25 protein-coding genes are annotated in these 25,095 nt (G+C 72.1%); 10 read left to right on the forward strand and 15 right to left on the reverse strand.

What is annotated here, in order from left to right; translation table 11 throughout:
- Complete coding sequence (locus tag GT358_RS05985) at positions 1-975, forward strand: sugar phosphate isomerase/epimerase (RefSeq protein ID WP_166581691.1); 975 nt, start codon at positions 1-3, stop codon at positions 973-975.
- A 61-nt stretch (positions 976-1,036) separates the two neighbouring features.
- Positions 1,037-1,705 (forward strand): hypothetical protein, encoded by a 669-nt coding sequence (locus tag GT358_RS05990; protein ID WP_166581692.1) that lies wholly within the window; start codon positions 1,037-1,039, stop codon positions 1,703-1,705.
- 14 nt (positions 1,706-1,719) lie between these two features.
- Here GT358_RS05990 and GT358_RS05995 read toward each other — a convergent pair whose 3' ends face one another.
- The 6 genes from GT358_RS05995 to cysG are packed head-to-tail and all read right to left on the reverse strand — an operon-like array spanning position 1,720 to position 7,121.
- Positions 1,720-2,532, reverse strand: coding sequence for a ferredoxin--NADP reductase (locus GT358_RS05995; protein ID WP_166581693.1), 813 nt, complete (start codon positions 2,530-2,532; stop codon positions 1,720-1,722).
- 26 nt (positions 2,533-2,558) lie between these two features.
- Positions 2,559-3,005: a DUF934 domain-containing protein gene (locus tag GT358_RS06000; RefSeq protein ID WP_166581694.1), complete on the reverse strand. Its 447-nt coding sequence runs from the start codon at positions 3,003-3,005 to the stop codon at positions 2,559-2,561.
- Between the two features lie 11 nt (positions 3,006-3,016).
- Positions 3,017-3,742, reverse strand: a complete 726-nt coding sequence (locus GT358_RS06005) for a phosphoadenylyl-sulfate reductase (RefSeq protein ID WP_166581695.1) — start codon at positions 3,740-3,742, stop codon at positions 3,017-3,019.
- Positions 3,732-5,399, reverse strand: coding sequence for a nitrite/sulfite reductase (locus tag GT358_RS06010; RefSeq protein ID WP_166581696.1), 1,668 nt, complete (start codon positions 5,397-5,399; stop codon positions 3,732-3,734). Before GT358_RS06010 ends, GT358_RS06005 begins: the two co-directional genes overlap by 11 nt.
- A complete protein-coding gene (locus GT358_RS06015; RefSeq protein WP_166581697.1) occupies positions 5,392-5,730 on the reverse strand; it encodes a DUF2849 domain-containing protein in 339 nt (112 codons plus the stop codon). Before GT358_RS06015 ends, GT358_RS06010 begins: the two co-directional genes overlap by 8 nt.
- Complete coding sequence (gene cysG, locus GT358_RS06020; RefSeq protein ID WP_166581698.1) at positions 5,727-7,121, reverse strand: siroheme synthase CysG; 1,395 nt, start codon at positions 7,119-7,121, stop codon at positions 5,727-5,729. The genes GT358_RS06015 and cysG overlap by 4 nt, the downstream gene beginning before the upstream one ends.
- A 136-nt stretch (positions 7,122-7,257) precedes the next feature.
- Here cysG and GT358_RS06025 point away from each other — a divergent pair, with 136 nt between their 5' ends.
- Entirely contained in the window at positions 7,258-7,719 is a 462-nt protein-coding gene (locus tag GT358_RS06025) for an Lrp/AsnC family transcriptional regulator (protein WP_166581699.1), read from the forward strand.
- Between the two features lie 189 nt (positions 7,720-7,908).
- On the opposite strand, the gene GT358_RS06030 is transcribed toward GT358_RS06025, so the two are convergent.
- The 5 genes from GT358_RS06030 to GT358_RS06050 form a co-directional block, all read right to left on the reverse strand.
- Positions 7,909-8,418, reverse strand: a complete 510-nt coding sequence (locus GT358_RS06030; protein WP_243730738.1) for a sarcosine oxidase subunit gamma — start codon at positions 8,416-8,418, stop codon at positions 7,909-7,911.
- Positions 8,411-11,413 carry a sarcosine oxidase subunit alpha family protein gene (locus tag GT358_RS06035; RefSeq protein WP_166581701.1) on the reverse strand — a complete coding sequence of 1,001 codons (3,003 nt, stop codon included), beginning with the start codon at positions 11,411-11,413 and terminating at the stop codon, positions 8,411-8,413. The genes GT358_RS06030 and GT358_RS06035 overlap by 8 nt, the downstream gene beginning before the upstream one ends.
- A complete protein-coding gene (locus GT358_RS06040; protein ID WP_166581702.1) occupies positions 11,410-11,748 on the reverse strand; it encodes a sarcosine oxidase subunit delta in 339 nt (112 codons plus the stop codon). Before GT358_RS06040 ends, GT358_RS06035 begins: the two co-directional genes overlap by 4 nt.
- A 114-nt stretch (positions 11,749-11,862) precedes the next feature.
- Positions 11,863-12,300: a hypothetical protein gene (locus GT358_RS06045; protein ID WP_166581703.1), complete on the reverse strand. Its 438-nt coding sequence runs from the start codon at positions 12,298-12,300 to the stop codon at positions 11,863-11,865.
- A gap of 82 nt (positions 12,301-12,382) precedes the next feature.
- The gene (locus GT358_RS06050; protein ID WP_166581704.1) at positions 12,383-13,630 is read right to left on the reverse strand and encodes a sarcosine oxidase subunit beta family protein; all 1,248 of its coding nucleotides are present in this window, start codon (positions 13,628-13,630) and stop codon (positions 12,383-12,385) included.
- Between the two features lie 183 nt (positions 13,631-13,813).
- Here GT358_RS06050 and ccmI point away from each other — a divergent pair, with 183 nt between their 5' ends.
- From ccmI to GT358_RS06065, 3 genes are read left to right on the forward strand one after another with little or no spacing between them, the layout of a single operon-like run.
- Complete coding sequence (gene ccmI, locus GT358_RS16625; protein ID WP_166581705.1) at positions 13,814-15,136, forward strand: c-type cytochrome biogenesis protein CcmI; 1,323 nt, start codon at positions 13,814-13,816, stop codon at positions 15,134-15,136.
- Positions 15,133-15,606: a Holliday junction resolvase RuvX gene (ruvX, locus tag GT358_RS16630; protein WP_166581706.1), complete on the forward strand. Its 474-nt coding sequence runs from the start codon at positions 15,133-15,135 to the stop codon at positions 15,604-15,606. Before ccmI ends, ruvX begins: the two co-directional genes overlap by 4 nt.
- Positions 15,603-15,902, forward strand: a complete 300-nt coding sequence (locus GT358_RS06065; protein ID WP_371416233.1) for a DUF1289 domain-containing protein — start codon at positions 15,603-15,605, stop codon at positions 15,900-15,902. Before ruvX ends, GT358_RS06065 begins: the two co-directional genes overlap by 4 nt.
- Before the next feature lie 22 nt (positions 15,903-15,924).
- On the opposite strand, the gene GT358_RS06070 is transcribed toward GT358_RS06065, so the two are convergent.
- Entirely contained in the window at positions 15,925-16,764 is an 840-nt protein-coding gene (locus GT358_RS06070) for a divergent polysaccharide deacetylase family protein (protein WP_166581707.1), read from the reverse strand.
- 1,584 nt (positions 16,765-18,348) lie between these two features.
- Between GT358_RS06070 and GT358_RS06075 the strand changes: the two genes are divergently transcribed.
- The 3 genes from GT358_RS06075 to GT358_RS06085 are packed head-to-tail and all read left to right on the forward strand — an operon-like array spanning position 18,349 to position 20,710.
- A complete protein-coding gene (locus GT358_RS06075) occupies positions 18,349-18,930 on the forward strand; it encodes an aminodeoxychorismate/anthranilate synthase component II (RefSeq protein WP_166581708.1) in 582 nt (193 codons plus the stop codon).
- On the forward strand, positions 18,927-19,946 hold the full coding sequence (gene trpD, locus GT358_RS06080; RefSeq protein ID WP_166581709.1) for an anthranilate phosphoribosyltransferase: 1,020 nt from the start codon (positions 18,927-18,929) through the stop codon (positions 19,944-19,946). Before GT358_RS06075 ends, trpD begins: the two co-directional genes overlap by 4 nt.
- Positions 19,947-20,005: 59 nt before the next feature.
- On the forward strand, positions 20,006-20,710 hold the full coding sequence (locus GT358_RS06085; protein WP_166581710.1) for a uracil-DNA glycosylase: 705 nt from the start codon (positions 20,006-20,008) through the stop codon (positions 20,708-20,710).
- Positions 20,711-20,762: 52 nt separating this feature from the next.
- Here GT358_RS06085 and GT358_RS06090 read toward each other — a convergent pair whose 3' ends face one another.
- Positions 20,763-21,518, reverse strand: coding sequence for a GntR family transcriptional regulator (locus GT358_RS06090; protein WP_208103369.1), 756 nt, complete (start codon positions 21,516-21,518; stop codon positions 20,763-20,765).
- Between the two features lie 58 nt (positions 21,519-21,576).
- Here GT358_RS06090 and GT358_RS06095 point away from each other — a divergent pair, with 58 nt between their 5' ends.
- Positions 21,577-23,106, forward strand: coding sequence for a UxaA family hydrolase (locus GT358_RS06095; RefSeq protein WP_166581711.1), 1,530 nt, complete (start codon positions 21,577-21,579; stop codon positions 23,104-23,106).
- Between the two features lie 10 nt (positions 23,107-23,116).
- Here GT358_RS06095 and GT358_RS06100 read toward each other — a convergent pair whose 3' ends face one another.
- Both GT358_RS06100 and lpxC read right to left on the reverse strand, forming a co-directional pair.
- Positions 23,117-23,959, reverse strand: coding sequence for an outer membrane protein assembly factor BamD (locus GT358_RS06100; protein ID WP_166581712.1), 843 nt, complete (start codon positions 23,957-23,959; stop codon positions 23,117-23,119).
- Positions 23,960-24,055: 96 nt separating this feature from the next.
- Positions 24,056-24,994: a UDP-3-O-acyl-N-acetylglucosamine deacetylase gene (gene lpxC, locus GT358_RS06105; protein WP_166581713.1), complete on the reverse strand. Its 939-nt coding sequence runs from the start codon at positions 24,992-24,994 to the stop codon at positions 24,056-24,058.
- Between the last annotated feature and the right edge of the window lie 101 nt (positions 24,995-25,095).

Genomic DNA, 25,095 nt, shown 5'->3' on the forward strand with positions numbered 1-25,095 from the left:
ATGCGCCTGACTCTCTCCATCTCCACCAACCCGCTCGTCAACCGCTTCGCGGAGCCCGATGACCTGACCGAGACCGTGGCCCGTGACATCCGGGTGCGCGACCTGCAGCTGACGCACGAATTCCTTGATCCCTCCTGGCCGGCAGCGGTCCTGCGGCGACGGGTGCGCGCCTTCGGCCGGGCGATGGAGCGGACGGGAATCCGCGTGACGTCGGGGATGACAGGACCCTATGGACGGCTCAACCATTTCGGCCATCCCGACCGCGACGTGCGGCGCTATCACCTCGACTGGTTCAAGACCTTTGCCGACCTGATTGCCGATCTCGGTGGGCGCGCGATCGGCACCCAGTTCGCGATCCTCACCTTCCGCGATCAGGACGACCCTGCGCGCCGCGAGGCGATGATCCGCATCGCCCTCGACTGCTGGGCCGAGCTGGCCGACCATGCGCGGGAGGCGGGCCTGTCGTTCCTGTTCTGGGAGCCCATGTCCATCACCCGCGAGTTCGGCGAGACCATCCCTGCCGCGTTGTCCCTTCAGGCGCGCATCGACGCTGCGGGCCTGTCCCTCCCGTTGCGGATGATGGCCGACATCGACCATGGCGACGTCACCTCGCCAGACCCGGACGACACCGACCCTTATGCCTGGGCGCGGGCCGTGCCGCGCCACTCACCCATCATCCACATCAAGCAGTCGATGATGGACAAGGGCGGCCACCGTCCCTTTACCGCCCGGCACAACGCCACAGGCCGTATCCGTCCGGGGCCGCTTCTGGCCGCCCTCGCCGAAGGCGGCGCCACGGACAACGAGATCTGCCTCGAGCTGTCGTGGAAGGAGCGGGAGCCCGACGATCGCCGCGTGGTGGCCGAGCTGGCCGAGTCGGTCGCCTACTGGGCACCCTACATCGACACCGGTGCAGCCGCGCTCCGCGTCTGGCCGGCCGCTTGCCCTTCCCAAGCTGCGGACCATCTGACATAGCTGCCGCAAGACCCGGACGGGGCAGCAGGACCGGCCGGTGGACGTAGGGAAGGACGGGCAGATGACGCGGATCGTGGCTCTCGTGGCAGTGGTGGCGGTGGCGATCTTCGCCTATGTCTGGAGCCGGAGCGATCGCGCCGCCGAAAGCGGCGTCGTGACCTCTACCCAGACCGCGCCTGGCGGTACCGATGCCGGGGCCGTCGCCGTGCCCGGAGCCGATGCCAACCTTCCTCTGGCCGGGGACGGCAGCGACGTCCCGGCACCCGACGAGACCGGCGAGACGCCCGAGCAGGGCAGCCCCGGCGGCGAGGGCGACCCGCCGCAGCCCGGCACGGTCCCCGACGACACGGCCAATCCGGCCGGCGATCCGGCAGAACCCGACTCTGCCGCCCCTGCCGGCACACCCGAGGAGGCTGCCCCTGACGGCACGAATGTCGACCCGTCGGCCGCGGCCGTCGCCCCGCCCCCCGGTACGGACGGCGAGAATGCGCCCGCTCAGGCGACCGCCGCCCCGCCCCGCGCCTTTGTCACGGTGCCGGCCGATCTGGACGTCCTGCTCGACCCTGCTGCGCTCGATCCCGAGGCCATCCGTGCCGCTCTGGCCCGTTCGGGGCGCCTGACCCCTGCGGAGCGCTCGAGCCTTTTGGCAGACCTCGACCAGGCGCAGGGGCAACCCGAGCAACTCGAGGCCGTGCTCGAGCGGATCCGCGCCATCCTGACAGGGATCTGATCCGACGCGGCGGATCAGATCCCGTCGCCGACAAACGCCTTCTCGATCACGAATTCGGCCGGGTCGCTGTTGGCCCCCTCGCGCAGCCCTGCGCTCTCGAGCAGCGCCTTGAGGTCGAGGTTGAAAGCCAGGCTGCCGCAGACCATCGCCCGATCCGCAGCCGGATCGAGCGGCGGCAGTCCAAGATCGCGGAAGATCTCGCCGCTCTCGATCAGCGTCGTGATGCGTCCCATGCGGTCCGACGGCTCGCGCGTGGTGGTCGGATAATAGCGCAGCTTGCCCGCGACGAGATCTCCGATCAGGGGGTCTCCGGGAAGGGATTCCACGATCTCGCGCCCGTAAGCCAATTCCGCCACCTGCCGGCAGGTGTGGGTGACGACCACCTCCTCGAACCGCTCCCACGTCTCGGGATCGCGCAGCAGGGAGGCAAAGGGCGCGAATCCCGTCCCGGTTGCGAAGAGCCAGAGCCGTCGGCCCGGCCGGAGGGCATCATGGACCAGCGTGCCCACCGCCTTGGGCCGCAGGATCAATTCGTCACCCGGCCGGATATGCTGCAGCCGTGACGTCAGCGGCCCGTCGGGCACCTTGATCGAGTAGAATTCCAGCTCGTCGTCCCATGCCGGCGATGCGATGGAATAGGCCCGCAGGATCGGCCGTCCGTCTTCGCCCGGCAGCCCGATCATGACGAACTCGCCCGACCGGAAGCGCAGGCTGCGCGGGCGCGTGCAGCGGAACGCGAACAGGCGGTCGGTGTAGTGCCGCACATCGGTGACGATCTGGGCATCGGACAGGGCTGCGGCAGTACGGAGGGAGGGCTGAGCGGTCATCGGGGGCCTTTCACGGTTTCAGCCTGTTAGCGCGAGGCTCCGCCAGGGGAAAGCGCGGCCGATCCGCGCAGGCGGTCCCGGTAATCGCCCCTGCGCCAGTCCGCTCGCGCTAGCCACTGCGCCTCGGGCTGGCGCGCCGCCAGATCGTCGGGAATCTCCACCTCGTCGAAGCCTGCGCGCCGGCACATCGGGTACTGGTCGGCGAGGATCGGCCCCGCCGCCCGCAGCCGGCCCCGGAAGCCCAGCCGCCGCAGATCGCGCCCGAGGGTAAAGCCGCGCCCGTCCGAGAAGGAGGGGAAGCGGACCCGGACCAGGCCGAGCTGGCCGAGCGTGCCGACCAATTCGGACGGATCGTCCCCCGGCGCGATCTCCACGCCGTCGCCTTCCTCCAGCCTGTCCAGTTCGGCGAGCGGACGGACAGGCCCCGCAAAATCGTCGGGGCCGAAACCCCGGTCGGTCACGATCACGGACATGGTCCCGCTCCTCAGGCCGGCATGCCGCGCACCACCCGGCCATCTACCAGATGGATGCCACATTCCGTCTTGTCGAGCCCGCGCCAGCGCCCGGCACGCACGCCCTCGCCTGGGGCGGTCCGCGTCGTGCAGGGGACGCATCCCACGGACCGATAGCCGCGCGCGGCAAGGGGATGCCGGGGCAGGCGGTTCTCCGCCATGTATTCGGCGACGTCCTCGGGGCGCCAATGGGCGAGCGGGTTGACCTTGATCCGCCCCTCGCCGTCGGCCTCGAAGAACTCGAGCGCAGCACGCGCCCCGCCCTGAAAGCGCTTGCGGCCCGTGATCCAGCCGTCGAAGCCCTTCAACGCCCGGGCAAGCGGCTCCACCTTGCGCAGGACACAGCAGGCGTCGGGTTGCGCCTGATGCAGCAGGCCGTCCGCATCGCGTTCGAGGAGCGCCGCACGATCCGGCCGGATCACCCGCACATCCTCGAGCCGGAGCCGCTCCGTCACCTCGAGCTGATAGGCCAGAGTGTCTGCAAACAGCATCCCGGTGTCGAGAAACAGTACCGGCAGACGCCGGTCCAGCACCGCCACCATGTGCAGCAGCACCACCGACTCGGTCCCGAAGGAGGAGACGAGCGCGAGCGGGCCCACCTCCGGGTCCGTCAGCGCATGGCTCAGCACCGCCATGGCCGCGTGATGGCGGTAGCGGTCGTTGAGCCGCGCGGCGCGCGCCTCGGCATCAGGCCGCATCGGCTGCCTCCGCGCCGTAGAGAAAGCCGCGGAACGGCTCCAGACCCAGGCGGCGCACACAGTGCAGGAAACTTTCCTGCGCATCGCGCCGCACCGTCAGATACCCGCGCACCAGCCGCTCGACGGCATCCACCACTTCGTCCGCCGCGAAGCCGGGGCCCGTCTTCTCGCCGATCGCGGCGGTCTCCGTGGGATCTCCCCCCAACGTGATCTGGTAGGTCTCCACGCCCCCCCGGTCGAGCCCAAGGATCCCGATAGCCCCGACATGATGGTGTCCGCAGGCGTTGATGCAGCCCGAGATCCTGATGCCGAGCGGCCCGGTCTCGCGCTCGAGGCCGCTTTCGACGAGCCGCCGTGCGATGCCTTGCGCAATGGGGATGGAGCGCGCGGTGGCGAGCGCGCAGTAATCCATGCCCGGGCAGGCGATGATGTCGGACGCAAGACCCGCATTGGCCGTGGCGAGCCCCGCCTCGCGGAGAGCGCGCCAGACCGCGGGCAGGTCCGCGCGGTGGACGTGGGGCAGGATGATGTTCTGCTCGTGGCTCACCCGCAGCTCGCCATAGCCGTGACGTTCTGCAAGGTCCGCGAGGGTCCGCATCTGCGCCGCCGTCGCATCGCCCGGCGTCGCCCCCGGCGCCTTGAGCGAGACGGTGACGATGACATGGCCCGGGGCACGATGCGGATGGAGATTCGTGTCCGTCCAGGATCGGAAGGCGGGAGAGGCCGCACGGAACGCGAGATAGTCGCCATCGTCCCGCTCCTTCCAGGCAGGGGGTGCGAACATCGCCCTGATCCGCTCGAGCATGGCGCGATCCGCGCCGCCCCACTCCCCGCGCAGTTGCGCGAAGCGCTCCTCCACCGCGTTGCGGAACGCCTCGAGCCCGCCCTCGAAGACCGTGATCTTGATGCGGGCCTTGTACTTGTTGTCGCGCCGGCCGCGCAGGTTGTAGACCCCGAGGATCGCCTCCAGATAGGGCAGCAGGTCCGCCTCCGGCAGAGCCGGGCGGATCACCTGCCCCAGCATCGGCGTCCGGCCCAACCCGCCTCCGACGGAAACCTCCCACGCCGGCTCGCCGTCCGCACCCCTGACCATCCGCAGGCCGATGTCGTGAGCGCGCGTCACCGCACGGTCGCGCGGGCTGCCCGAGACGGCGATCTTGAACTTGCGCGGCAGGAACTGGAACTCCGGGTGGTCGGTGCTCCATTGCCGGATCAGCTCGGCCACGGGCCGCGGGTCAGCAATCTCGTCGGCGGCGGCGCCTGCGAAGTGATCGGCGGTGACGTTCCGCACGCAATTGCCAGAGGTCTGGATCGCATGCATCCCCACATCGGCCAAGGCGTCGAGGATGTCGGGCACGTCGCGCAGGCGCGGCCAGTTGAACTGGATGTTCTGGCGCGTGGTGAAGTGTCCGTAGCCGCGATCCCACCGCTCGGCGATCATGGCGAGCTGGCGCATCTGGGCCGGGCTCAGCGTGCCGTAGGGGATCGCCACGCGCAGCATGTAGGCATGGAGCTGGAGATAGAGGCCGTTCATCAGCCGCAGGGGACGGAACTCCTCCTCGGTCAACGAGCCGTCGATGCGGCGCTCCACCTGCGCGCGGAACTGGCGTACGCGATCGCGTACAAAGGCTTCGTCGAAGGCGTCGTAGCTATACACCGTCCTGTGCTCCGGGAATGCGGCCGCGCGGGGTCAGACCCTCGGCGCGCTTGCCGTGATGGTAGTTGGTCGGACCGTGAGTGCGGAAAGCCTCGCGGAAATGGAGCGGCACGGGACCGGTCGGAGAGGGAGCGGCGTCCACCAGATCGGCTCCGACGATGTGAGGCTGGGCACGTGCGAACAGGAGGCGGATCTGCGCATGCGCCTCGTCCTCCAGAAGCTCGGCCTCCCCCATGTCAGGGCTCCAGCGGTCGTCCTCGGTCAGCCAGACGGCATGACCCTCCAGCAGATCGTTGGCGGAGACGACCTTGGGAACAAAGCGGCGGCTCATGACGCAACCTCCTCCAGACCAGGCAGGGCGGCCCCCGCCAGGCGGGGGGCAAGCCCATAGAGGATCAGGACCGGTCCGGACATCCCGGCATCCGACAGGTCGGGTTCGAGTCGGGCCAGGGTCGTGGCCAGCACCCGCTGCCCCGCGCGACCGGCATTCTCCACCACCGAGACGGGCGTCGACGGGTCGGCGCCGTGCATCAGAAGGCGGCCCTGCATCCGTCGCGCGGCACGCCGGCCCATGTAGATCGCGGCGACCTCCCCGGGCCGGGCCAGCGCACGCCAGTCGTGCTCGGCCAAGCCGGCCGCATCATGCCCGGTCAGCAGCCGCAGGCCCGCATTGCGACCCCGGGCGGTCAGGGGCTGACCGATCGCGGCCGCGGCGGCCGAGGCGGCGGTGATGCCGGGCACCACCGACCAGGCGAGACCCGCGGACTCCACGGCCGCAATCTCCTCCTCCAGCCGGCCAAAGACCGACGGATCGCCCCCCTTCAGCCGAACCACGTGCCGGCCGGCCCGCGCGTGCTCGACCAGAAGCGCGTGGATCGCCTCCTGGGGCGTCGAGGGACCGAAACCCTCCTTGCCCACGTCGATCAGCAGGGCCTCGCGCCGGGCCAAGTCCAGCACGCCGGCCGTCACGAGCCGGTCGTGGACGACGACATCGGCGCGATCGAGTGCGCGTCGTGCTCTCAGCGTCAACAGATCCGGATCGCCGGGGCCCGCACCCACGAACTCGACAAAGCCCGTGCGTGGGGCACGCGCGAGATGGCGGCCCAGAAGGCGGCGAAGCGCATCCGCCACCTCTCCCGCACCGCCGTTGCGCGCCGCCTCAGGACCGGCCGTTTCGAAGAAGGCGCTCCAGAAGGCCCGGCGGGCTGCACCTGCAGGCAGCGCCTCGGCCGCCCGGCGGAACCCGGCGGCGGCCCGGGCAAGCATCCCCAGCGAGGTCGGCAGGCGCTCCTCGAGATCGGCCTTGATCCGCCGGGCCAGCACCGGCGCCGCTCCTTCCGTGCCAATCGCCACCACGACGGGGTCGCGATCCACAAGGGCCGGCGTGAGAAAGGCCGAGCGGTCCAGATCGTCCACGATGTTGTGCGGCACGCCCGCCGCCCGCGCCCACTCCGCAAGCTGCCCGTCCGCCGCCCTGTCCTCCTCGGCCCCGTAGGCCAAGACGGCCCCCGACAGATCCGGGGCCTCGAGCGCGCGGCGGTGCAGCACCAGACGCCCGGCCTCGGCCCATCGGCGGATCTCCAGAGCCGGCTTGGTCGCGAACACATGGATCTGCGCCTCCGTCCGCAGCAGAAGGCGCAGCTTGGCGCAGGCGGCCTCGCCACCGCCGGCGACCACGATCCGCCGCCCTGCCACCGCCATGAAGACCGGAAAGTGTTGCATCGCTCCCTCCGCCCCTTCGCCTCCCGATATAGAACATCTTCCCTTCCAGAGGCTATTCGGCCACAAAGATAAGGACGCTTGTTCTGTCGAAGCGGTAAACAGGTGGCGGTTGCTTTTGGGGAGGACGGGAGAGGGGATGGCGTTCCGGCTCGACGCTCTGGACCGGAAGATCCTTGCGGAGCTGCAGCGCGATGCAGGCCGCTCGCTGGACGAGATCGCCCGTGCGGTCGGCTCGTCCAAGACGCCGGTCTGGAATCGCATTCGCCGCCTGCGCGAGGCCGGCGTGATCGGCCCTCCGGTCGTCGTGGCCGATGCCGAAGCGCTGGGCTTCGAAGCCACGTTCTTTGTCCTGATCCGCACCGCTGCGCACGACGCCGCCTGGCAGGCCCGCTTTCTCGCGGCCCTGCGTGCCCGCCCCGAAGTGCAGGAGGCGCATCGGCTCGCCGGCGATATCGACTACATCCTGAAGGTGCGCGTCCCGAATGCCCGCGCCTACGATGCCTTCTATCAGGCGCTGATCGCGGAGGTGAGCATCCACACCATCACGGCCCTGCTCTCGATGGAGGAGATCAAGAGCACCACGGCCCTGCCCCTCTGACCGCAAGACGCGCCGCCCAAGAGGAGGCCCCCGTCACGCTGGCCAGCGTCCGGGGGCCAGCCCGGGTCACCGGCCCGGGCATCACGGTCGAGGCCAGGCCGCGACCGTATCTCGTTCAGGCAGTGTAACACGAACGCCACGGTGCCGCAACGGAAACCGACCGATGCAGGCAAGGCCGCTCCCGGCGTCTTAGAAGAACCCGACAGCCCCGTCGAAGGCGGACTGCCGCAGGAGCCGCAGCGTATAGTCTCCGAACGACCGGAAGACCAGAACATGCGCGCCGTCGCCTTCGGGCCAGATCGCCGCCGCGACCTGACCCAGCCGCGTGCGCCGGAAAGCGCGGGAGCCGAAGGCGTCCGGATGCAGGTCGGCCGGCGAGAGCTTGGCCAGGACCTCGCGCCAGCCCTCCCCCTCGACGGCAAACCCCACGCGCAGGTCGGAGACATCCGCACACAGATGCGGCACCTCCCCCAGCCGTCGCCCCAGATCGGCCGCGACTGCCCCCCCCTCGCCTGGGGCAACGAACAGCAGCAGCTCGTCCGGCGCCATCCAGGCCGCCCCGCGGCGGGTGTCGCCCGCAATCCGCAACCGCTCGGGCACATCAAGGCCCAGCCCGTCCCTCAGTGCCCCGGCCGCGGCAGCGAGGTCGGTCCGCAGTGTCACCATTCCCAGAGGGCCCAGCGCCCGCACATCAGCCATGGAGCCGCTCCCCCGCCTTGTCATAGAGCACCGGATCGACCACGCGCGCGAGGACCGGATCGGCTCCCTTGCGGGCCACCTCCACCACCTCGTCCATCCGCTCGGGCCCCCGCTCCAGGAGCGCCATGGCGATGCCACGCGCCAGAGTGGGCGAGTAGTAGGTGGAGGTCACGCGTCCCTGCGTGTTGCGCTGGCCCACCGCGTTCTGACCCGGTGCGAGGATGTAGGCGCCCTCCGGCAGCACGGACCCGTTCATCGTCTCCAGACCCACGAGCCGCCAGCGCAAGGGCGAGGCCATGTGCGAGCGCTCCTGCGCGCGCTTGCCGATGTAGTCGGGCTTCTTCCTCGAGATCGCCCAGCCGAGGTTGAGGTCCTGCGGGATCACGGTGCCGTCCGTCTCCTCGCCGATCATGATGTAGCCCTTCTCGGCCCGCAGGATGTGCATGGCCTCCGTGCCGTAGGGGGTGATCCCCTCCGGCGCGCCGGCCTCCCGGATCGCTTCCCACAGCGCCAGACCCGACGCCGCAGGCACGGCGATCTCGAAGGACAACTCGCCCGAGAAGCTGATCCGGTGCACCCGGACGGGCAGGCCCGCCAGCATGCCTTCGGCCCATGTCATGTGGGGCAGCGCCGCGGCCGACAGGTCCATCCCCCCCAGCCGCTCCAGCACCGCGCGTGCGCGGGGGCCGGCGACGACGATCTGGGCCCATTGCTCGGTCAGGTTGGCGGTGAACACGCGCCAGTCGTGCCACTCGCACTGCAGCCAGTCCTCCATATGGGCGTGGATGCGCTCGGCTCCGCCCGTGGTGGTGTGGCAGAGCCAGGCATCCTCCGACAGCCGCGCCACCACGCCGTCGTCGATCAGGAACCCGTTCTCGGAGCAGATCAGCCCGTAGCGGCACTTGCCCACGGGCAGCGTGCTCATCACGCCGGTATAGATCATGTCGAGGAACCGGCCCGCATCGGGCCCCTTGACGACGATCTTGCCCAGCGTGGAGGCATCGAGCATCCCGACCTGCCGCCGCACGGCCGTGACTTCGCGCAGCGCGGCGGCGTGACGGTCCTCGCCCTCGCGAAGATAGGCCCAAGGGCGCCGCCACAGGCCTACCGGCTCCCACACAGCGCCGTGGGCGGCGTGCCAGGCGTGCATCGGGGTCTCGCGGACCGGCTGGAACAGGTCGCCCTTGGCCACGCCCGCGATCGCCCCCAGCGTGAGGGGCGTGTAGGGCGGGCGGAAGGTCGTCGTGCCGACCTCCGGAATGGGCAACTGCACGCTCTGGGACAGCACCGCCAGACCGTTGATATTGGACGTCTTGCCCTGATCGGTGGCCATGCCCAGCGTCGTGTAGCGCTTGGCATGCTCGACCGCGATGAAGCCCTCCCGCGCGGCGAGTTCGACGTCCGACACCTTCACATCGTTCTGGAAGTCGAGCCACATCTTGCGGCGCAGCTCCGGGCTGGCCCCCTGAGGCATCACCCAGACGGGCAGGATCGGCCCCTCCTCGGCATCGTGCGCAGCAAGCGGGGCGGGCTCCTCGTCCGATCCGGCCGCCTCCGCACCGGCCAGCAGACCCGAGGCCAGAACATCGGCCGTCCGCAGCGCCCCGTCGGCCGAGCCTGCGGAGAGGACCATCGGCTCTCCGTCCGCACCGCGCGGCGGCCGGTCCCGGTCCGGGCGGAAGAGCGCCGCCGCCTCGTCCCAGAGCAGCTTGCCGCCGCAATGGGACCACAGGTGGACGGCCGGGCTCCAGCCGCCGGACATGGCCACGGCGTCGCAGGCGATGTCTTCGAGACCCGACCCTTCGCCCGCCAGCGCGCAAAGCGTCACACCCCGCACCCGCTTGCGCCCGTGGACCTTGGCGATCCCGCGACCCGCCTCGATCCGGAGACCCATCTCGCGGGCGCGCTGCACCAGTTCGCCCTCGGGGCGCGGCCGGGCATCGACGATGACGGGCACGACCAGACCTGCGCGATGCACCGCCAGGGCGGTACGATAGGCATCGTCGTTGTTGGTCACGACCACGACCCTGTCGCCGACGCTGACCGCCCAGTTCGCCAGATAGTCCCGCACCGCGGAGGCCAGCATCACGCCCGGCACGTCGTTGCCGGCAAAGGCCAGCGGACGCTCGATCGCCCCGGTCGCCGCGACGATGCGCCGGGCGCGGATGCGCCACAGGCGCTGGCGCGGCCCCTCGTGCCGCCCCGGTGCCAAGGCCTCGAGATCCTCGGCCGCGACCGCATAGCCGTGGTCGTAGATCCCGGCCACCTGCGCGCGCAGACGCATCCGCACGTTGGGCATCCGCCGCAGCTCGGCCACCGTGCGCTCGATCCAGGCGGGGGCGGTCATGCCGTCGATCTCGGGGGCGTCCACGCCCGCCCGTCCACCCCACCAGCCCTCCTGCTCCATGAGCAGGACACGCCGCCCCGCGCGCCCCGCAGCCAGGGTGGCGGCCAGTCCGGCCACGCCGCCGCCCGCCACCAGCACGTCCACATGGGCGTAAAAATGCTCGTAGCGGTCCGGATCGCGCCCCTTGGGCACACGGCCCAACCCGGCCGCGCGGCGGATGAAGGGCTCATAGACGCTCTTCCAGAAGGCGCCCGGCCACATGAAGGTCTTGTAGTAGAAGCCCGCCGGCAGAAAACGGCCGAGCGCGTCGTTGACCGCCCCCACATCCGTCTCGAGGCTCGGCCAGCGGTTCTGCGACGTGGCAACCAGCCCATCGCGCAGCGGCACGGAGGTGGCGCGCCGGTTGGGCTCCATGCGCTCTCCCTCGCCCAGGTTGACGAGCGCGTTGGGCTCCTCGACCCCGGCCGCGAGCAGACCGCGCGGGCGGTGATACTTGAAGCTCCGCCCCAGCAGCATCCGGCCCGAGGCCAGAAGCGCGGAGGCCAGCGTGTCGCCCGCGAACCCTTCGGCCGCATGACCGTCGAAGCTGAACCGCAGGGAACGCGAGCGGTCGAGAAGCCGTCCGCCGGTGCTCAGCCGGGTGCTCATGCCGCCCCTCCCAGATCGCGCCACGCCCAGCCGGGCCGGTCCGCGGTCACCGCATCGCGGAGCGGGTCGGGCGGCCCGGCCTCCGAGGCGGGATAGGTGCCCCAGACGCGCATTGTCGCCGTGTCGCGGGCCGCCAGAAACCACTTCCCGCAGCCATAGGCATGCCGCCATCGCTCGAAATGGACGCCCTTGGGATTCACCCGTCCGAACAGATAGCCCTCGAACGCCTCGTCGGCCGATCCCGGACCTTCGCGGCGCAGATGCGCCTCGCCGCCGGGAGCGAGTTCCGTTTCGTCGGCCTCTACACCGCAATGGGGGCAGAACAGGATCAGCACGATGCACTCTCCCTGATGGCAATCCGGCAATCGCCCATGCCGAAGGGCCGCCCCCCGGAGGGGGACGGCCCGATCGCGATGCACGCGCGAAGGGTCCGCGCCGGAACGCGGGTCTTACTGGTCGGCGCCGGTGCCCGGAGCAGGAGCGGCCTCACCCTCGGTGGGGCTGGCCTGCGTGGCCGGCGTGGTCGTGTCCTGAGGCGTCTGGGTACCGGCATCGGTCGCGGCAGGGGCAGCGTCGTCGGCCACGGCCTCGGGATCGATCGCCGGCGGAGCGTCGGCCGGATCGGGCGCCGTGGTGTCCACGGTGACGTTGACGTCGCCACCCGTGGCGGCAGCGCCGGTGTCGGTCGCAGCAGTGCCGGTCGCGGCCGGTTCGGTCGTCGTGGCCGGCGCGGTGGTATCCACCACCGTGGGCTGCGCGGTGCCGCGCCAGAAGAAGAACCACAGCAGCAACACGGCGACCACGAGCGCGCCGACCACAAAGGCGATCGTGCTGCCCGAGCTCCGGCGCGGCGGTGGCGGCGGGGGATTGTAGGCGGGATCCGACATGGGTTGGGCTCCGTGGCTAGTCCTTGCCACGGCGCAACGTCACGCCCCCGCGAGCGGTTCCACGGAGCGGCCATCTTCTTCTTCAATGCGCCACTCCGGCCGCCACCGATTCATCGATGAAGCGCCCCTCGCGGAACCGCTCGAGGCCGAAGGGCGCGGCCAGCGGTCCGGGCGCGCCCTTGGCCACCAGCTCCGCCATCGCCCAGCCGGAGCCCGGAATGGCCTTGAACCCGCCCGTGCCCCAGCCGCAATTCACAAAGCAGTTGCCCAGGGGCGTGCGCGAGATGATGGGCGATCGGTCGCCCGTCATGTCCACGATCCCGCCCCATTGCCGCAGCATCCTCAGCCGCGAGATGATGGGGAAGGTCTCGCAGAGGGCGCGCACCGTCTCCTCGATGTGGTGGAACGAGCCGCGCTGCGTGTAGGCGTTGTAGCCGTCGGTCCCGCCGCCGATCACCATCTCGCCCTTGTCCGACTGGCTCATGTAGCCGTGGACCGTGTTGGCCATCACCACCACGTCCATGCAGGGCTTGATGGGCTCGCTCACCAGCGCCTGAAGGGGCAGCGACTCGATGGGCAGGCGAAACCCCGCCATTTCGGCCAGGACGGAGGAATGCCCGGCCACCACGATGGCGAGCTTGTTGCAGCCGATCGCGCCGCGCGTGGTCCGGACGCCGGTCACCGCGCCGCCGGCGCTGTCGATCCCCGTCACCTCGCACTGCTCGATGATGTCCATTCCCATGTCCGAGCAGGCCCGCGCATAGCCCCAGGCCACCGCATCGTGCCGGGCGGTGCCGCCGCGCGGCTGCCAGAGGGCTCCCAGCACCGGATAGCGCGGCCCCTCGATATGGATGATGGGGCAGAGCTCCTTGACGCGCTCGGGGCCGATGAACTCCGTCTGCACGCCCTGGAGTGCATTGGCCTCGGCTGTGCGCCTGTAGCCGCGGACCTCGTGCTCCGTCTGGGCCAGCATCATCACGCCACGGGGCGAGAACATGATGTTGTAGTTCAGCTCCTGGCTCAGCGTCTCATAGAGCGAACGGCTCTTCTCGTAGATCGCAGCCGAGGGGTCCTGCAGGTAGTTCGACCGGATGATGGTCGTGTTGCGCCCCGTATTGCCGCCGCCCAGCCACCCCTTCTCCACCACGGCCACGTCCGTGATGCCGAAGTTCTTGCCGAGGTAGTAGGCCGTGGCGAGCCCGTGCCCCCCTGCCCCCACGACCACCACCTCGTAGCGCGGCTTGGGCAGCGGCGAGGTCCAGGCGCGGTCCCACCCCGCATGGCCGCGCAGCCCCTCGCGCCACAACGCCCAGGCGGAATAGCGTCGCATGCTTCACCCCTCCGGCCGGATCGGCGCCACGCGCGCGCCGCGGTCCGCGATGTACTAGAGCGTGCCAGAGGGGGAAAGCCGGCGCGACTGCGGCGCAACGCCTCGTGATTGCGACCTTCCGCCGAAGGCGCGGACCGGATAGAGGGGGCGATGGCGCCCGAAGGCGCGCGCGGAAGGAGAAGGATGGCACTGTTCTGGTTCCTCGCAGCGGGTCTCGCCCTCGTCGTGGCTGCCCTGCTGGCCCGGCCGATCCTCGTGCGGGAGCGTGCCGCCTACGAGGCGCCCGAGGCCGAGGCTGCCATCTATCGTGACCAGCTGCGCGAGGTGGAGCGCGACGTCGCCCGTGGCGTCCTCGATCCGGCCGAGGCCGAGCGCGCCCGGACGGAGATCGCCCGACGCCTCCTTGCGGCCGACCGGGCGCGCCGCGGCATGGCCGGGGTCGGATTCGCCCCGCGTCCGCTGGCGCGCCTTGCGGTGGCGTCTGCCGCCCTGCTGGTGGTGGGGGGAGGTCTGGGGCTTTATGCCGCGCTCGGTTGGCCCGCCCTGCCCGATGCGCCGCGCGCCGAACGTCTCGCCCAGGCCGAGGCGCTGCGCGCAGCCCGCCCTTCCCAGGAGGAGGCCGAGGAGCAGGCCCTCGCGCTCATGCCGCCGCCCGAGCCCGGCGACCTGCCGCAGGATTACCTCGCCATGGTCGAGCAGCTCCGGCAGATCGTTCCCGACCGGCCGGACGACCTGCAGGGCTGGACGCTCCTCGCCCAGCACGAGGCGCGGCTCGGCCGCTATGCCGACGCCGCCCGTGCCCAGGAGCGCGTGATCCTGCTCAAGGGCGACCGGGCGACCACGGCCGACTGGCTCGACCTCGCCGACCGGATGGTGGCCGCTGCCGGCGGCCTCGTGACGCAGGAGACCGAGGCCGTCCTCGCCCGCATCGAGGAGCGCGAACCCCTCAATCCGGGTCTTCTCTACTACCGGGGCCTTCTGGAGGCGCAGACCGGCCGGCCGGACCGCGCCTTTCCCCTCTGGCGGCGGGTGATCGAGGACGGGCCGGACAGTCTCCACCGGCGCCTCGCTCTGACCGGCATGGAGGAGGTCGCCTGGTTGGCCGGTCAGGACTGGACGCCGCCGCCGGCGCCGGCCATCCCCGGACCCTCGGCCGAGGACATGGACGCTGCAGCCACGATGGACCCCGCCGCACGCGCCGCCATGGTCCGGGGGATGGTCGAGTCCATGGAATCGCGCCTGCGGGAGGAGGGCGGGTCGGCCGAGGAATGGGCGCAGCTTGTCAACGCACTTGCCGTGCTGGGCGAGCGGGCCGCTGCCTGGGAGGCGCTCGAGGATGCGCGTCGGACGTTCCGCGACGACGAGCGCGCCCTCTCCGTCCTGGCCGCCGTTGCCCGTCAGGCCGGCGTGGAGGCGCCGGCCGGTGCCGGCCCGGCCCCCGGGGGCGAGGCGCCGCCCGCCTTCGTCGGTCCGCCTCCGCCGCCCGCAGCGGGACCGGCACCGTGATCTGCGCCGATGCCGAAGGGTTTGCCGCCGCGCTGCCGCCGTCCGGCGCACTGGCGGGGCTCGATCTTGGCACCCGCACGATCGGCGTGGCGCTCTCGGACCCGCGCCGCCGCATCGCGACTCCCGGCAGCACGATCCGGCGCACCCGATTCACTGCGGATGCTCAGACCCTGCTCGGGTTCGTGCAGGCGCGCGGACTGGTCGGCTTCGTCATCGGCCTGCCGGTCAACATGGACGGCTCCGAGGGTCCGCAAGCGCAGTCCGCCCGGGCCTTCGGGCGCAACCTCGAACGTCTCACCCCCCTGCCCATCGCGTTCTGGGACGAGCGTCTGTCCACCGTGGCAGCCGAGCGGGCCCTGCTCGAGGCGGATGCGTCCCGAAAGCGTCGCTCGCAGGTGATCGATTCGGTCGCGGCCGCGTTCATTCTGCAAGGGATGCTCGACCGCCTCGCCCGACTGGAGAATCCGTGACACCCAAGGACGAGATCCCTGCCGCCGCGATCCGGCACGAGGACCCCGCCCTGACGGACGCGTCGGCGGAGGCCGTCTGGTCGCGGGCCGAGCCGGAGAGTCCCTGCCGGCGGATTTGCGTCATCCACCCGGAGTCGGGGCTCTGCGTAGGGTGCCTGCGCAGCCGGGCCGAGATTGCGGGATGGCTTGCCATGGGATCGGAGGCACGCCGGGCCATCCTGGCGGACCTCCCCGGCCGCGAGGGTCGCCTGACGCGGCGCCGCGGTGGCCGCGCGGCGCGCACCAAGCTGCCCTGACTCCCTCACCGGAGACTGCGGATCAGTCCTCGCGCAACACCGCCGAGACGGGCGCCACCGAGACCTCGGCCGCCCGGCGCGCGCCGGCCCAGAGCGACAGGGCCGTCAGCGTCTCGGCCCGCACCCGCGCCAGCACCACGGCCGACCCGTCCAGTCCGGCCCGACGGGCCGAGTCGTCGAGAAAGCGCCGGATCACGCGGTCGTCCTGCCCGTTCGCGTCGAGATCGCGCAGGATCGTGGTCGCGGGCACTCCCGCCGCCTCCGCGGCTCGCTCCGCGCCGCCCAGACCCGCGGGCGCCAGGACGAGGCCCAGTCCCCTCTCGGCGAGACGGTCCAGCGCGACGCTCCCCGCGCCCCCGGACTGCGCCAGTCCGCCCCCGCCCAGATCGAGCACCGCAACCGCCTCGGGCAGGGTGGCGAGCATGGCTTCGTAGGCCACGGCCGCGTCGGAGGGCTGCGCCCGCGCGGGCAGTTCCGCCAGGGCCAGCACCTCCACGCCGGCTGCACGATAGGCAGCCATCCGTTCCGTCGCTCCCGGAGCGGCAGGGTCGATCGCGACGCTGACGGGCCAGGGCAGGGCAGCGACGGCCAGTTCGGCCCCGTCGAGCGACGGATCGTCGAGAAGGAGCACCGACAGGAGCGGTCGTTCGACCGCGGGCGGCGTCCAGTCCGCCGCATGACGGCGCAGCGCGGAAGGGTCGGTCTCCAGGGCGGCTGCCTCCCCCGCCTCCGTGGAGGATGGCTCGCGCGCCGGGGGCCGCCGCACGGGCACGGCGCCCCCGGCCGGCATGGTCTGGCCGCCCACCACGATCCGCCCTGCCGGCGCCTCCCGCGCGGCGCTGTCGGCTCCGTCGGGCGGCATCGTCCCGGCGTCTGTGCCCTCCGCAACCGGCATGCCGACAGCAGGGGCGACGGAGGCAGCCTCCGCCGTCTCCTCCTCGCCGGCCTCGCGCGCCGGTTCTGCCTGCCGAGCCTCCGATGGCCCGAGTTCCGCCAGCGCCTCATCCGGCGGCAGGGCCGGGCCAGGTCGGATCGGCGGGCGCGTCGGCACGACCATGCCGGTGACCCCCGCAGACGGCTCTGCCCCGATGGCCACCTCGCTGGGCGGAACGCTGTCGGGAGCGGCCGGCAGAACCCGCTCCGGCAGCACCGCGCCCGGCGGGACGGCATCCGCCGCCGGGGGCAGGCCGGGCTGCTCCTGCGTCCGGGGAGGGGCCGCAGTCGCATCCGGCGCAGCCCATACCTGCGGGGGCTCACCAGGGGGCGCGGGCGGATCGGGTTGGCGCGCCGGCCTGTCGGGCCGCGCGAGAGGGCCGGCAAAGGCCGTTCGGACCGGCACCGCCTCCTCGTCCGGAAGGACCGGCGCCGCACCATCCGCTGGGGCAGCATCCAGCCCGAAGGGCGGGATGTTCGCCACAGCGGGATGCAGCGGTCCCTCCGGGGGGCGGGGCACAGCGCCTGCCTCGCCGTCCCGGGTGGACGAGAGGAATCCGGGCGCCCGATGGGACGCGGACGGCGCCTCCGGCGCCAGCATCGCGACAGCGTCCGACACCGTCCCGGGCCCGGCGAGCGCCGGTACGGCCGGACCCAGCGCGGGCGGCGGCGCCGGCAGGGCCGGAACGGCCATCGCCGCATCCGTCAGATCCGGCGCACCCATATCCGCAGGCCCGCCGTCCGGCTGCGGCGTCGCGGCCAAGGCTCTCACGGGCAGCCGGGCAGGCCCATCCTCGGCACCGCCGGACTGCATGGGGGCTGTCGGCAACAGGTCCGGCGACACGGGAGGCGGTGAAACCCTCTCGACTGCCTCGGGCGCCATCTCGGCGGGGGCCGAGGGCAGGACGGGTGCCATCTCGGCGTGACGGGGTGCACCGCCGGGAACCGCCGGACGCGGCGCCTGCAGGTCCGGGGGTGGCAGCGGCATCGCTCGGGAGGGGAACGGCGCCGGATCGCGCCCCGCTTCGGGCCTGGCAGGCAGCGTGCCGTCAAGGGCGATCGGCTCGCCTGCGGAGGCGGGCAGAGGATCGAGGCGGCCGGGCCGGGCGTCATCCGCACGGACCCTGCTCCCGGCCCCATCCGCCGCCGGAGCCGCCGGCGGCGCTCCCGTGCCCCCGGGGGCGCTCGGCGCGTCCGGTGCATCCGCCTGCGGCATCTGGGGAGCAACGGGCGGCGCCTGCAGCGGAACGAGCAGCGACATCGCCCCGAGGCCCAGCACCGCCGTCGCCGTGCCCGCCGCCACCCCGCTCCAGAGCCCCCGTCTCACCGGCCTGCCTCCGCTCGACACCGCGCCCCCTCCGCGCCCCGCGCACCGTGTCGCAGCCGGTCCGCGTTCCGGCCCGTCCGCTTGACCCCGCCCGCAGGCCGCCGCATGGTGCCTCCGTCTTAGACCAGCCACCCCGGCGGGCGGTAGCCCCGCCAGCGCTTGCCGCGCCAGATCCCGCCAGCATCCATGATCCTGCTCATCGACAATTACGACAGCTTCACGTGGAACCTGGTCCATTATCTGGGCGAGCTGGGGGCGGAGGTGCGTGTCGTGCGCAACGACGCGCTCGACGTGCAGGCGGCGATGGCCATGGGCGCCGACGGCATCGTGCTCTCGCCGGGGCCCTGCGATCCGGATCGGGCGGGCATCTGCCTGCCGCTGATCGCCGCGGCCGCCGAGGCGCGGGTGCCGCTTCTCGGCGTCTGCCTCGGGCACCAGGCGATCGGCCAGGCGTTCGGAGGCCGTGTCGTTCGCGCGGCGGAGCCCGTCCACGGCAAGCCCGGCACGATCCACCACCGGGGCGCGGGCGTGTTCCGCGGCCTGCCTTCCCCATTTCAGGCCACGCGCTACCACTCCCTTGTCGTCGAGCGCGCGACCCTCCCCTCCGTGCTCGAGGTTTCGGCCGAGCTGGCCGACGGGACGATCATGGGCCTGCGGCACCGGGACCGTCCGATCGAAGGCGTCCAGTTCCACCCCGAATCCATCGCTTCCGAGCACGGCCACGCGCTCCTGCGCAACTTCCTCGACCTGCTGCCGGTCCCTGCATGAGCGAGGCGCTGCGCCCCCTCATCGCCGCCGCAGCCGAGCGGCCGCTGCGCCCCGAGGAGGCGCGGGAAGCCTTTGCCATCCTGTTTGCAGGCGACGCGACCCCCGCCCAGATCGGCGGGCTGCTGATGGCGCTGCGCACCCGCGGCGAGACGGTAGAGGAGATCGCAGCGGCCGCGGCCGAGATGCGCGCGCGCTGCCATGCCGTCAGGGCCCCCGCGGACGCCATCGACATCGTGGGCACCGGGGGCGACGGCAAGGGCACGCTGAACATCTCCACCGCCGCGGCCTTTGTCGTTGCCGGCGCAGGCGTCCCCGTGGCCAAGCACGGCAACCGCAATCTCAGTTCGCGCTCGGGTGCGGCCGACGCGCTCGGGCAGATGGGGGTCGCCGTGATGGTCGGTCCCGCAGCCGTCGAGCGCGCGCTCGAACAGGCCGGGATCGGCTTCATGATGGCCCCCATGCACCATCCGGCCATGAAGCATGTCATGCCCGCCCGGACCGAACTGGGGACGCGCACGATCTTCAACATCCTCGGTCCGCTCACGAACCCGGCCGGGGTGCGCCGCCAGCTCACGGGGGCCTATGCGCCCCACCTCCTGCGTCCCATGGCCGAGACGCTGGGACGGCTGGGGTCCGAGCGCGCCTGGCTCGTGCATGGCGCGGACGGCACGGACGAGGTCTCGATCGCCGGGCCGACCCGCGTGGCCGAACTCCGCGACGGGGCCGTGACCGAGCGCGAGACCCATCCCGAGGAGGCGGGACTGCCTGTCCATCCCTTCGAGGCGATCCTCGGCGGCACGCCCGAGGACAACGCCCGCGCCTTCCGCGCGCTGCTCGGGGGCGCGCCGGGGGCCTATCGCGACGCGGTGCTGCTCAATGCCGCGGCCGCCCTCGTGATCGCCGATCGCGCCGCGAACCTCCCGGAGGGAGTCGCGATCGCCCGGGAGAGCCTCGACTCGGGGGCAGCGGCCCGTGCGCTCGAGCGCCTTGCCGCCGCCACGGCCGCTGCGGAGTGACCGGAGAGGGAACCGGCGCCGCTCCCGACGCGTCCTCTCCGGCACCCGCCGGAGGGGCCATGCCGCAGCAGCCTGACCTGTTCGCCGCGCCCCCAGGCGCCCTGCCCCGCACCGAGGGCACCCCTCCCGTCGCTTGGGCAGACCTGCCCTTCTGGCGCACGGACTGGCCGCGCATCGCCCGCCATCTCGCGGCCGAGACGCGCCCGACCCTGCCTGCTCCGGCCTGTCGCTTCCTGGCGCTCGAACTCTGCCCGCCCGAGGCCGCGCGGGTCGTGATCCTCGGCCAGGATCCCTATCCGACACCCGGCCACGCCATGGGGCTTGCCTTTTCGGTCGCGCCGGAGGTCCGCCCCCTTCCCGCCTCGCTGCGCAACATCTTCGCCGAGCTGGCCGAGGACACGGGCGACCGGCTGCCGAACGGGGACCTGTCGGGCTGGGCGCGCCAGGGGGTCCTGCTGCTCAACACGCATCTGACCGTTCCCAGCGGCGAGGCCGGCGGTCACGCGCGGCTGGGATGGGAGGCGCTCACGGCCCAGGTGCTCGATCGCGTCTCCCGCCGTCCGGCGGCCTTCATCCTCTGGGGGCGTCCGGCCAGCGCCCAGGCCCGCCATATCCGCCCCGGCGCGCATCTCGTCCACCACAGCGCCCATCCCTCTCCGCTGGCCGCCAGGCGCGGGTTCTTCGGCTCGCGCCCGTTCTCGCGCGTCGATGACTGGCTCGCGGACCGCGGAGAGACTCCGATCGACTGGAGCCGGCCAAGCTGACGCGGCCGGACGGGCGATCCGTCCGCCCCGCCCCGTCGGTCGCACAGATCGCTCAGGAGAACAGTTCGGGCCGCTCGGCCGCGACCTCTTCCAGCCGTGCCAGGACCGCCCGCAGATGGTGTCGCATGGCCGCGCGCGCGGCGTCTGCCTCCCCCATGGCGATGGCCTCGACGATCCTGCGGTGCTCCTCCAGCGACTCGGCCATCCGGCCGGGCACCGGCAGCATCAGGCGCCGCGCCCGGTCCAGATGGACCCAGGCGGTGCGGGACAGGACCGGCAGGGTCCGGTGCCCCGTCATGCCCAGGATCGTCTCGTGGAGCCGGGCATCTTCCCGGTAGAACGCGCCTCCGTCGCCGGACTCCGCCGCCTCGCGCTGCCGCTCGAGGCAGTCGCGCAGCGCCGCCACCTCCGCAGGGTTCGCGGTTCCGGCCACCGACTCGGCCGCCGCCCCCTCCAGCGCCTCGCGCAGGAACGCACCCTCGCGCACCGCGGCAAGGCTCAGCCGCGCGACAAAGGTACCGGCCTGCGGCACGACCCTGACCAGCCCCTCCACGGACAGCCGCGCCACCGCCTCTGCGACCGGACTGCGCGACACGCCCAGGGCGGCGCAGACCTCGGCCTTGCGGATGATCGCACCCGGGCGGAGGCGCAACTCGACGATGGCCGACCGCAGCACCCGATGCACACGATCCCCGAGCGATCCGCCGTCCTCCGGCAGGGGACCGAAGGACTGGTCCGTGGCGGCAGGCTGCGCAGCGGCCGTGCCGGCCTCCGCCACTCCCCCCCTGTCGCGCCCCATCGCCGGCATGCTAGCATGCTAGCTGCAGCCTTCGGGCTGTCAACGCGCCGCTGACCAGGACCCCCCGATGCTCGATGCCGCCGCCGCCCGCATGCTCCGCCTCCATCCCGAGGACGCCGTCGCCATCGCCCTCGCGGATCTGCCTGCCGGCGCGGAGCTGCCCGAATGGGGCATCGTCCTGCGCGATCCCATCCCCCGCGGCCACAAGGTCGCGCTGCGCCCGCTTGCCCCGGGCGAGCCCGTCACCCGCTACGGCCAGATCATCGGCGCGGCGACCCGCCCTGTCGCGGCCGGAGAGCACGTCCATTCCCACAATCTGGGCATGGGCGAGCACCGCGCCGATCCCGCCTTCGGCACCGACCTGCGCCCCCTGCCACCGGTCGCGGCACCGCGGCACTTCCTCGGCTACCGGCGCGCCGACGGGGGGGTGGGCACGCGTAACTATCTCGGCGTGCTCACCACGGTGAACTGCTCGGGCTCGGTCGCCCGCTTCATCGCCGAGGCTTGCGAGCGCGAGGAGTGGTTGCGCGACAACCCCGCCATCGACGGCGTCGTGCCGATCGTCCACGGCACCGGCTGCGGCATGGCCGCCTCGGGCGAGGGCTACGAGACGCTGCTGCGCACGCTGCGCGGCTGGGGGCGCAACCCCAACTTCGCCGGCATCCTCGTCGTGGGCCTGGGCTGCGAGGTGATGCAGGTCCCCGAACTGGTGGGCGCGCGCCCCATCCGCGCCGACGGCCTCTTGCGCCACATGACGATCCAGGCCGCCGGCGGCACCCGCCGCACGGTCGAGCGCGGGGTGGCCATCCTGCGCGAGATGGCCGAGGTCGCCTCCCGCGCGGTGCGCGAGCCGGCGGCGCTCGAGCACCTCGTGGTGGGCCTGCAATGCGGCGGCTCGGACGGCTATTCCGGCATCACCGCCAATCCCGCGCTCGGGCACGCCTCCGACCTGCTTGTGGCCCATGGCGGTACAGCCATCCTGTCCGAGACGCCCGAGATCTACGGCGCCGAGCACCTGCTGACCCGCCGCGCCGAGACGCCCGAGGTGGGCGAGCGCCTGCTCGAGCGCATCCGCTGGTGGGAGGAGTACACCGCCCGCTGGGGGGGCGAGATGGACAACAACCCCTCTCCCGGCAACAAGCGCGGAGGCCTCACGACGATCCTCGAGAAGAGCCTCGGCGCCGTGGCCAAGGGCGGCACCGCGCCCTTGCGCGCCGTCTACCGCTTCGCCGAGCCCGTGACGACGCGCGGCTTCGTGTTCATGGACAGCCCCGGCTACGACCCGTGCTCGGTCACGGGCCAGATCGCGTCGGGGGCCAACCTCGTCTGCTTCACCACGGGGCGCGGCTCGGTCTCGGGCTACAAGCCCGTCCCCTGCCTGAAGCTCGCCACCAACAGCGAGATGTTCGCCCGCCTGAGCGAGGACATGGACATCGATTGCGGCGACATCGTCGCCCGGGGCGTCCCGGTCGAGCAGAAGGGCCGGGAGATCTTCGAGGCGTTCCTCGACGTGGCCTCCGGCCGCCGCACCCGGTCCGAGGAGCTGGGCTTCGGCGGGGTGGAGTTCGTGCCGTGGCAGATGGGCGCGGTGATGTGAGCGGGTCGCCTCAGATCCACTCGCCGCGTACGACCTGCCGCCAGATCGCCGACAGCCAGTTGTCGCCCACCGCCTCGGCCCGCAGACCCCGGCCCGTCAGCAGCGCATAGGCGTCGCGGTACCAGACGGTGCCGTTGTGGTTGTAGCCCAGGATGGCGCCGGCCGTCTGTGCCTCGGCGTCCAGACCCAGCGCCAGATAGGCCTCGACCAGGCGATACAGCGCCTCGGGCGTGTGGCGCGTGGTCTGGAAGTCCTCCACCACCACGCGGAAGCGGTTGGCGGCCGCGTTGTAGTGCCGCCGGGCCAGGTAGTAGCGGCCCACCTCCATCTCCTTGCCGGCCAGGTGGTCGAAGGCCAGGTCGAACTTGACCATGGCATCGGCGGCATAGGGGCTGTCGGGATAGACCTCGATCACCTCGCGCAGCGCCTGCAGCGCCTGGAAGGTCAGGCCCTGGTCGCGCCCGATGTCGTCGATCTGGTCATAATAGCTGAGCGCGAGGAGATACTGGGCATAGGCCGCATCCTCCTCGGCAGGATAGAAGTCGAGATAGCGCTGCGCCGCCGCGCGCGCGCTCTCGTAGTCGCGGTCGCGGTGATGGGCGAAGGCGGCCATGATGAGGCCGCGCCGCGCCCATTCGGAATAGGGATAGAGCCGCTCGATCTCCGCAAAGAGGAAGGCCGCGTCGCGCTCCCGTCCCCGGTCCAAGGCCTGTTCGCCCTGAAGATAGATCTGCTCCGGCGTGAATGCGTCGAGCGCGCCGGGCGCACGGATGCCGCCGCGCTGCTCGCCACAGCCCGCCAGTGCCAGAGCCAGCACCCCTGCGAGCGCCAGCCGTCCCCATCGTTCAGCCATGCCGTGCCTCGCCGCCCGTTCCGTCCTCTTGGGACGCGCGCCGCGTCCGGCGCCGGTGTAGCACGGGCGCCGGAGCGGGAGAAAGCCTTTCGGCGATCAGGCTGCCGCCGAGGCGGGGGCGATGTGCGCCCGCCCCACTCCGGCTCCGACCAGGCGCGCGGCCTGCGCAGGGCTGGGCAGGATGCGCCGCCAGGCGTCCGGGTTCGAGAAGAGCGCGGTCAGAAGCCGTGCCGTCAGGGCATGCCCCGAGCGCCGCCCGGTATAGAGCCCGAGGATCGGCGCGCCCGCCAGCGCCAGATCGCCCACGGCGTCCAGCATCTTGTGGCGCACGGCCTCGTCAGGATGGCGCAGCCCTCCGGGGCTGAGAACGCGCGCCCCCTCCACCACCACCGCATTCAGATAGGTTCCGCCCAGCGCCAGCCCCATCGACCGCATTCGCTCCACATCCGCCTGCCGGCAGAAGGTCCGGCTGTCGGCCAGTTCGCGCAGCACGGCCTCACCGCCGAGGTCCAGAGCCTTGGATTGCCGTCCGATGGCCGCGTCGGGGAAGTCGATGGCAAAGCGCATCGCGAATCCGTCATGCGGATCGAGCCGGGCGACCGCCTCGCCGTCGCGCACCTCCACCGACCGAAGGATCTCGATCGCCTCGAGCGGAGCGTCCAGCGGGACGGTTCCGGCCCTGCGGATCGCCTCGACCCAAGGGGCGGCGGAGCCGTCGAGGATCGGCACCTCCGGTCCCTCCAGCTCGACCAGGGCGTTGTGGACCCCGCAAGCCACCAGCGCCGCCATCAGATGCTCGACGGTCGAGACCGTCAGCCCCGACCCGTTGGCCAGCCGCGTGGCCAGGGGCGACAACAGGGCCCGGTCCCAGCGGGCCGGGATGCGGGGGTCGGTTCCCTCGGGCACATCGAGCCGATGGAACACGATGCCGCTGCCGGCCGGCGCCGGGCGCAGCAAGACCCGAACGGGGGCGCCGGTATGAAGTCCCGTGCCCGCGACGGAGGCCGGGGCCTGAAGGGTGGTCTGCTCGGGCATTCTGCTCTGGTCTCGAAGTGGCCGTCTTGGACATAGGCGCAGCAGGACGCGCAGCCAATTCACGGTTTCTGACGGCCTGAAACATGCGGCGTCCGCGCCCG

The organism is Rubellimicrobium sp. CFH 75288, from assembly GCF_009904055.1.
Taxonomy (GTDB): domain Bacteria; phylum Pseudomonadota; class Alphaproteobacteria; order Rhodobacterales; family Rhodobacteraceae; genus Rubellimicrobium.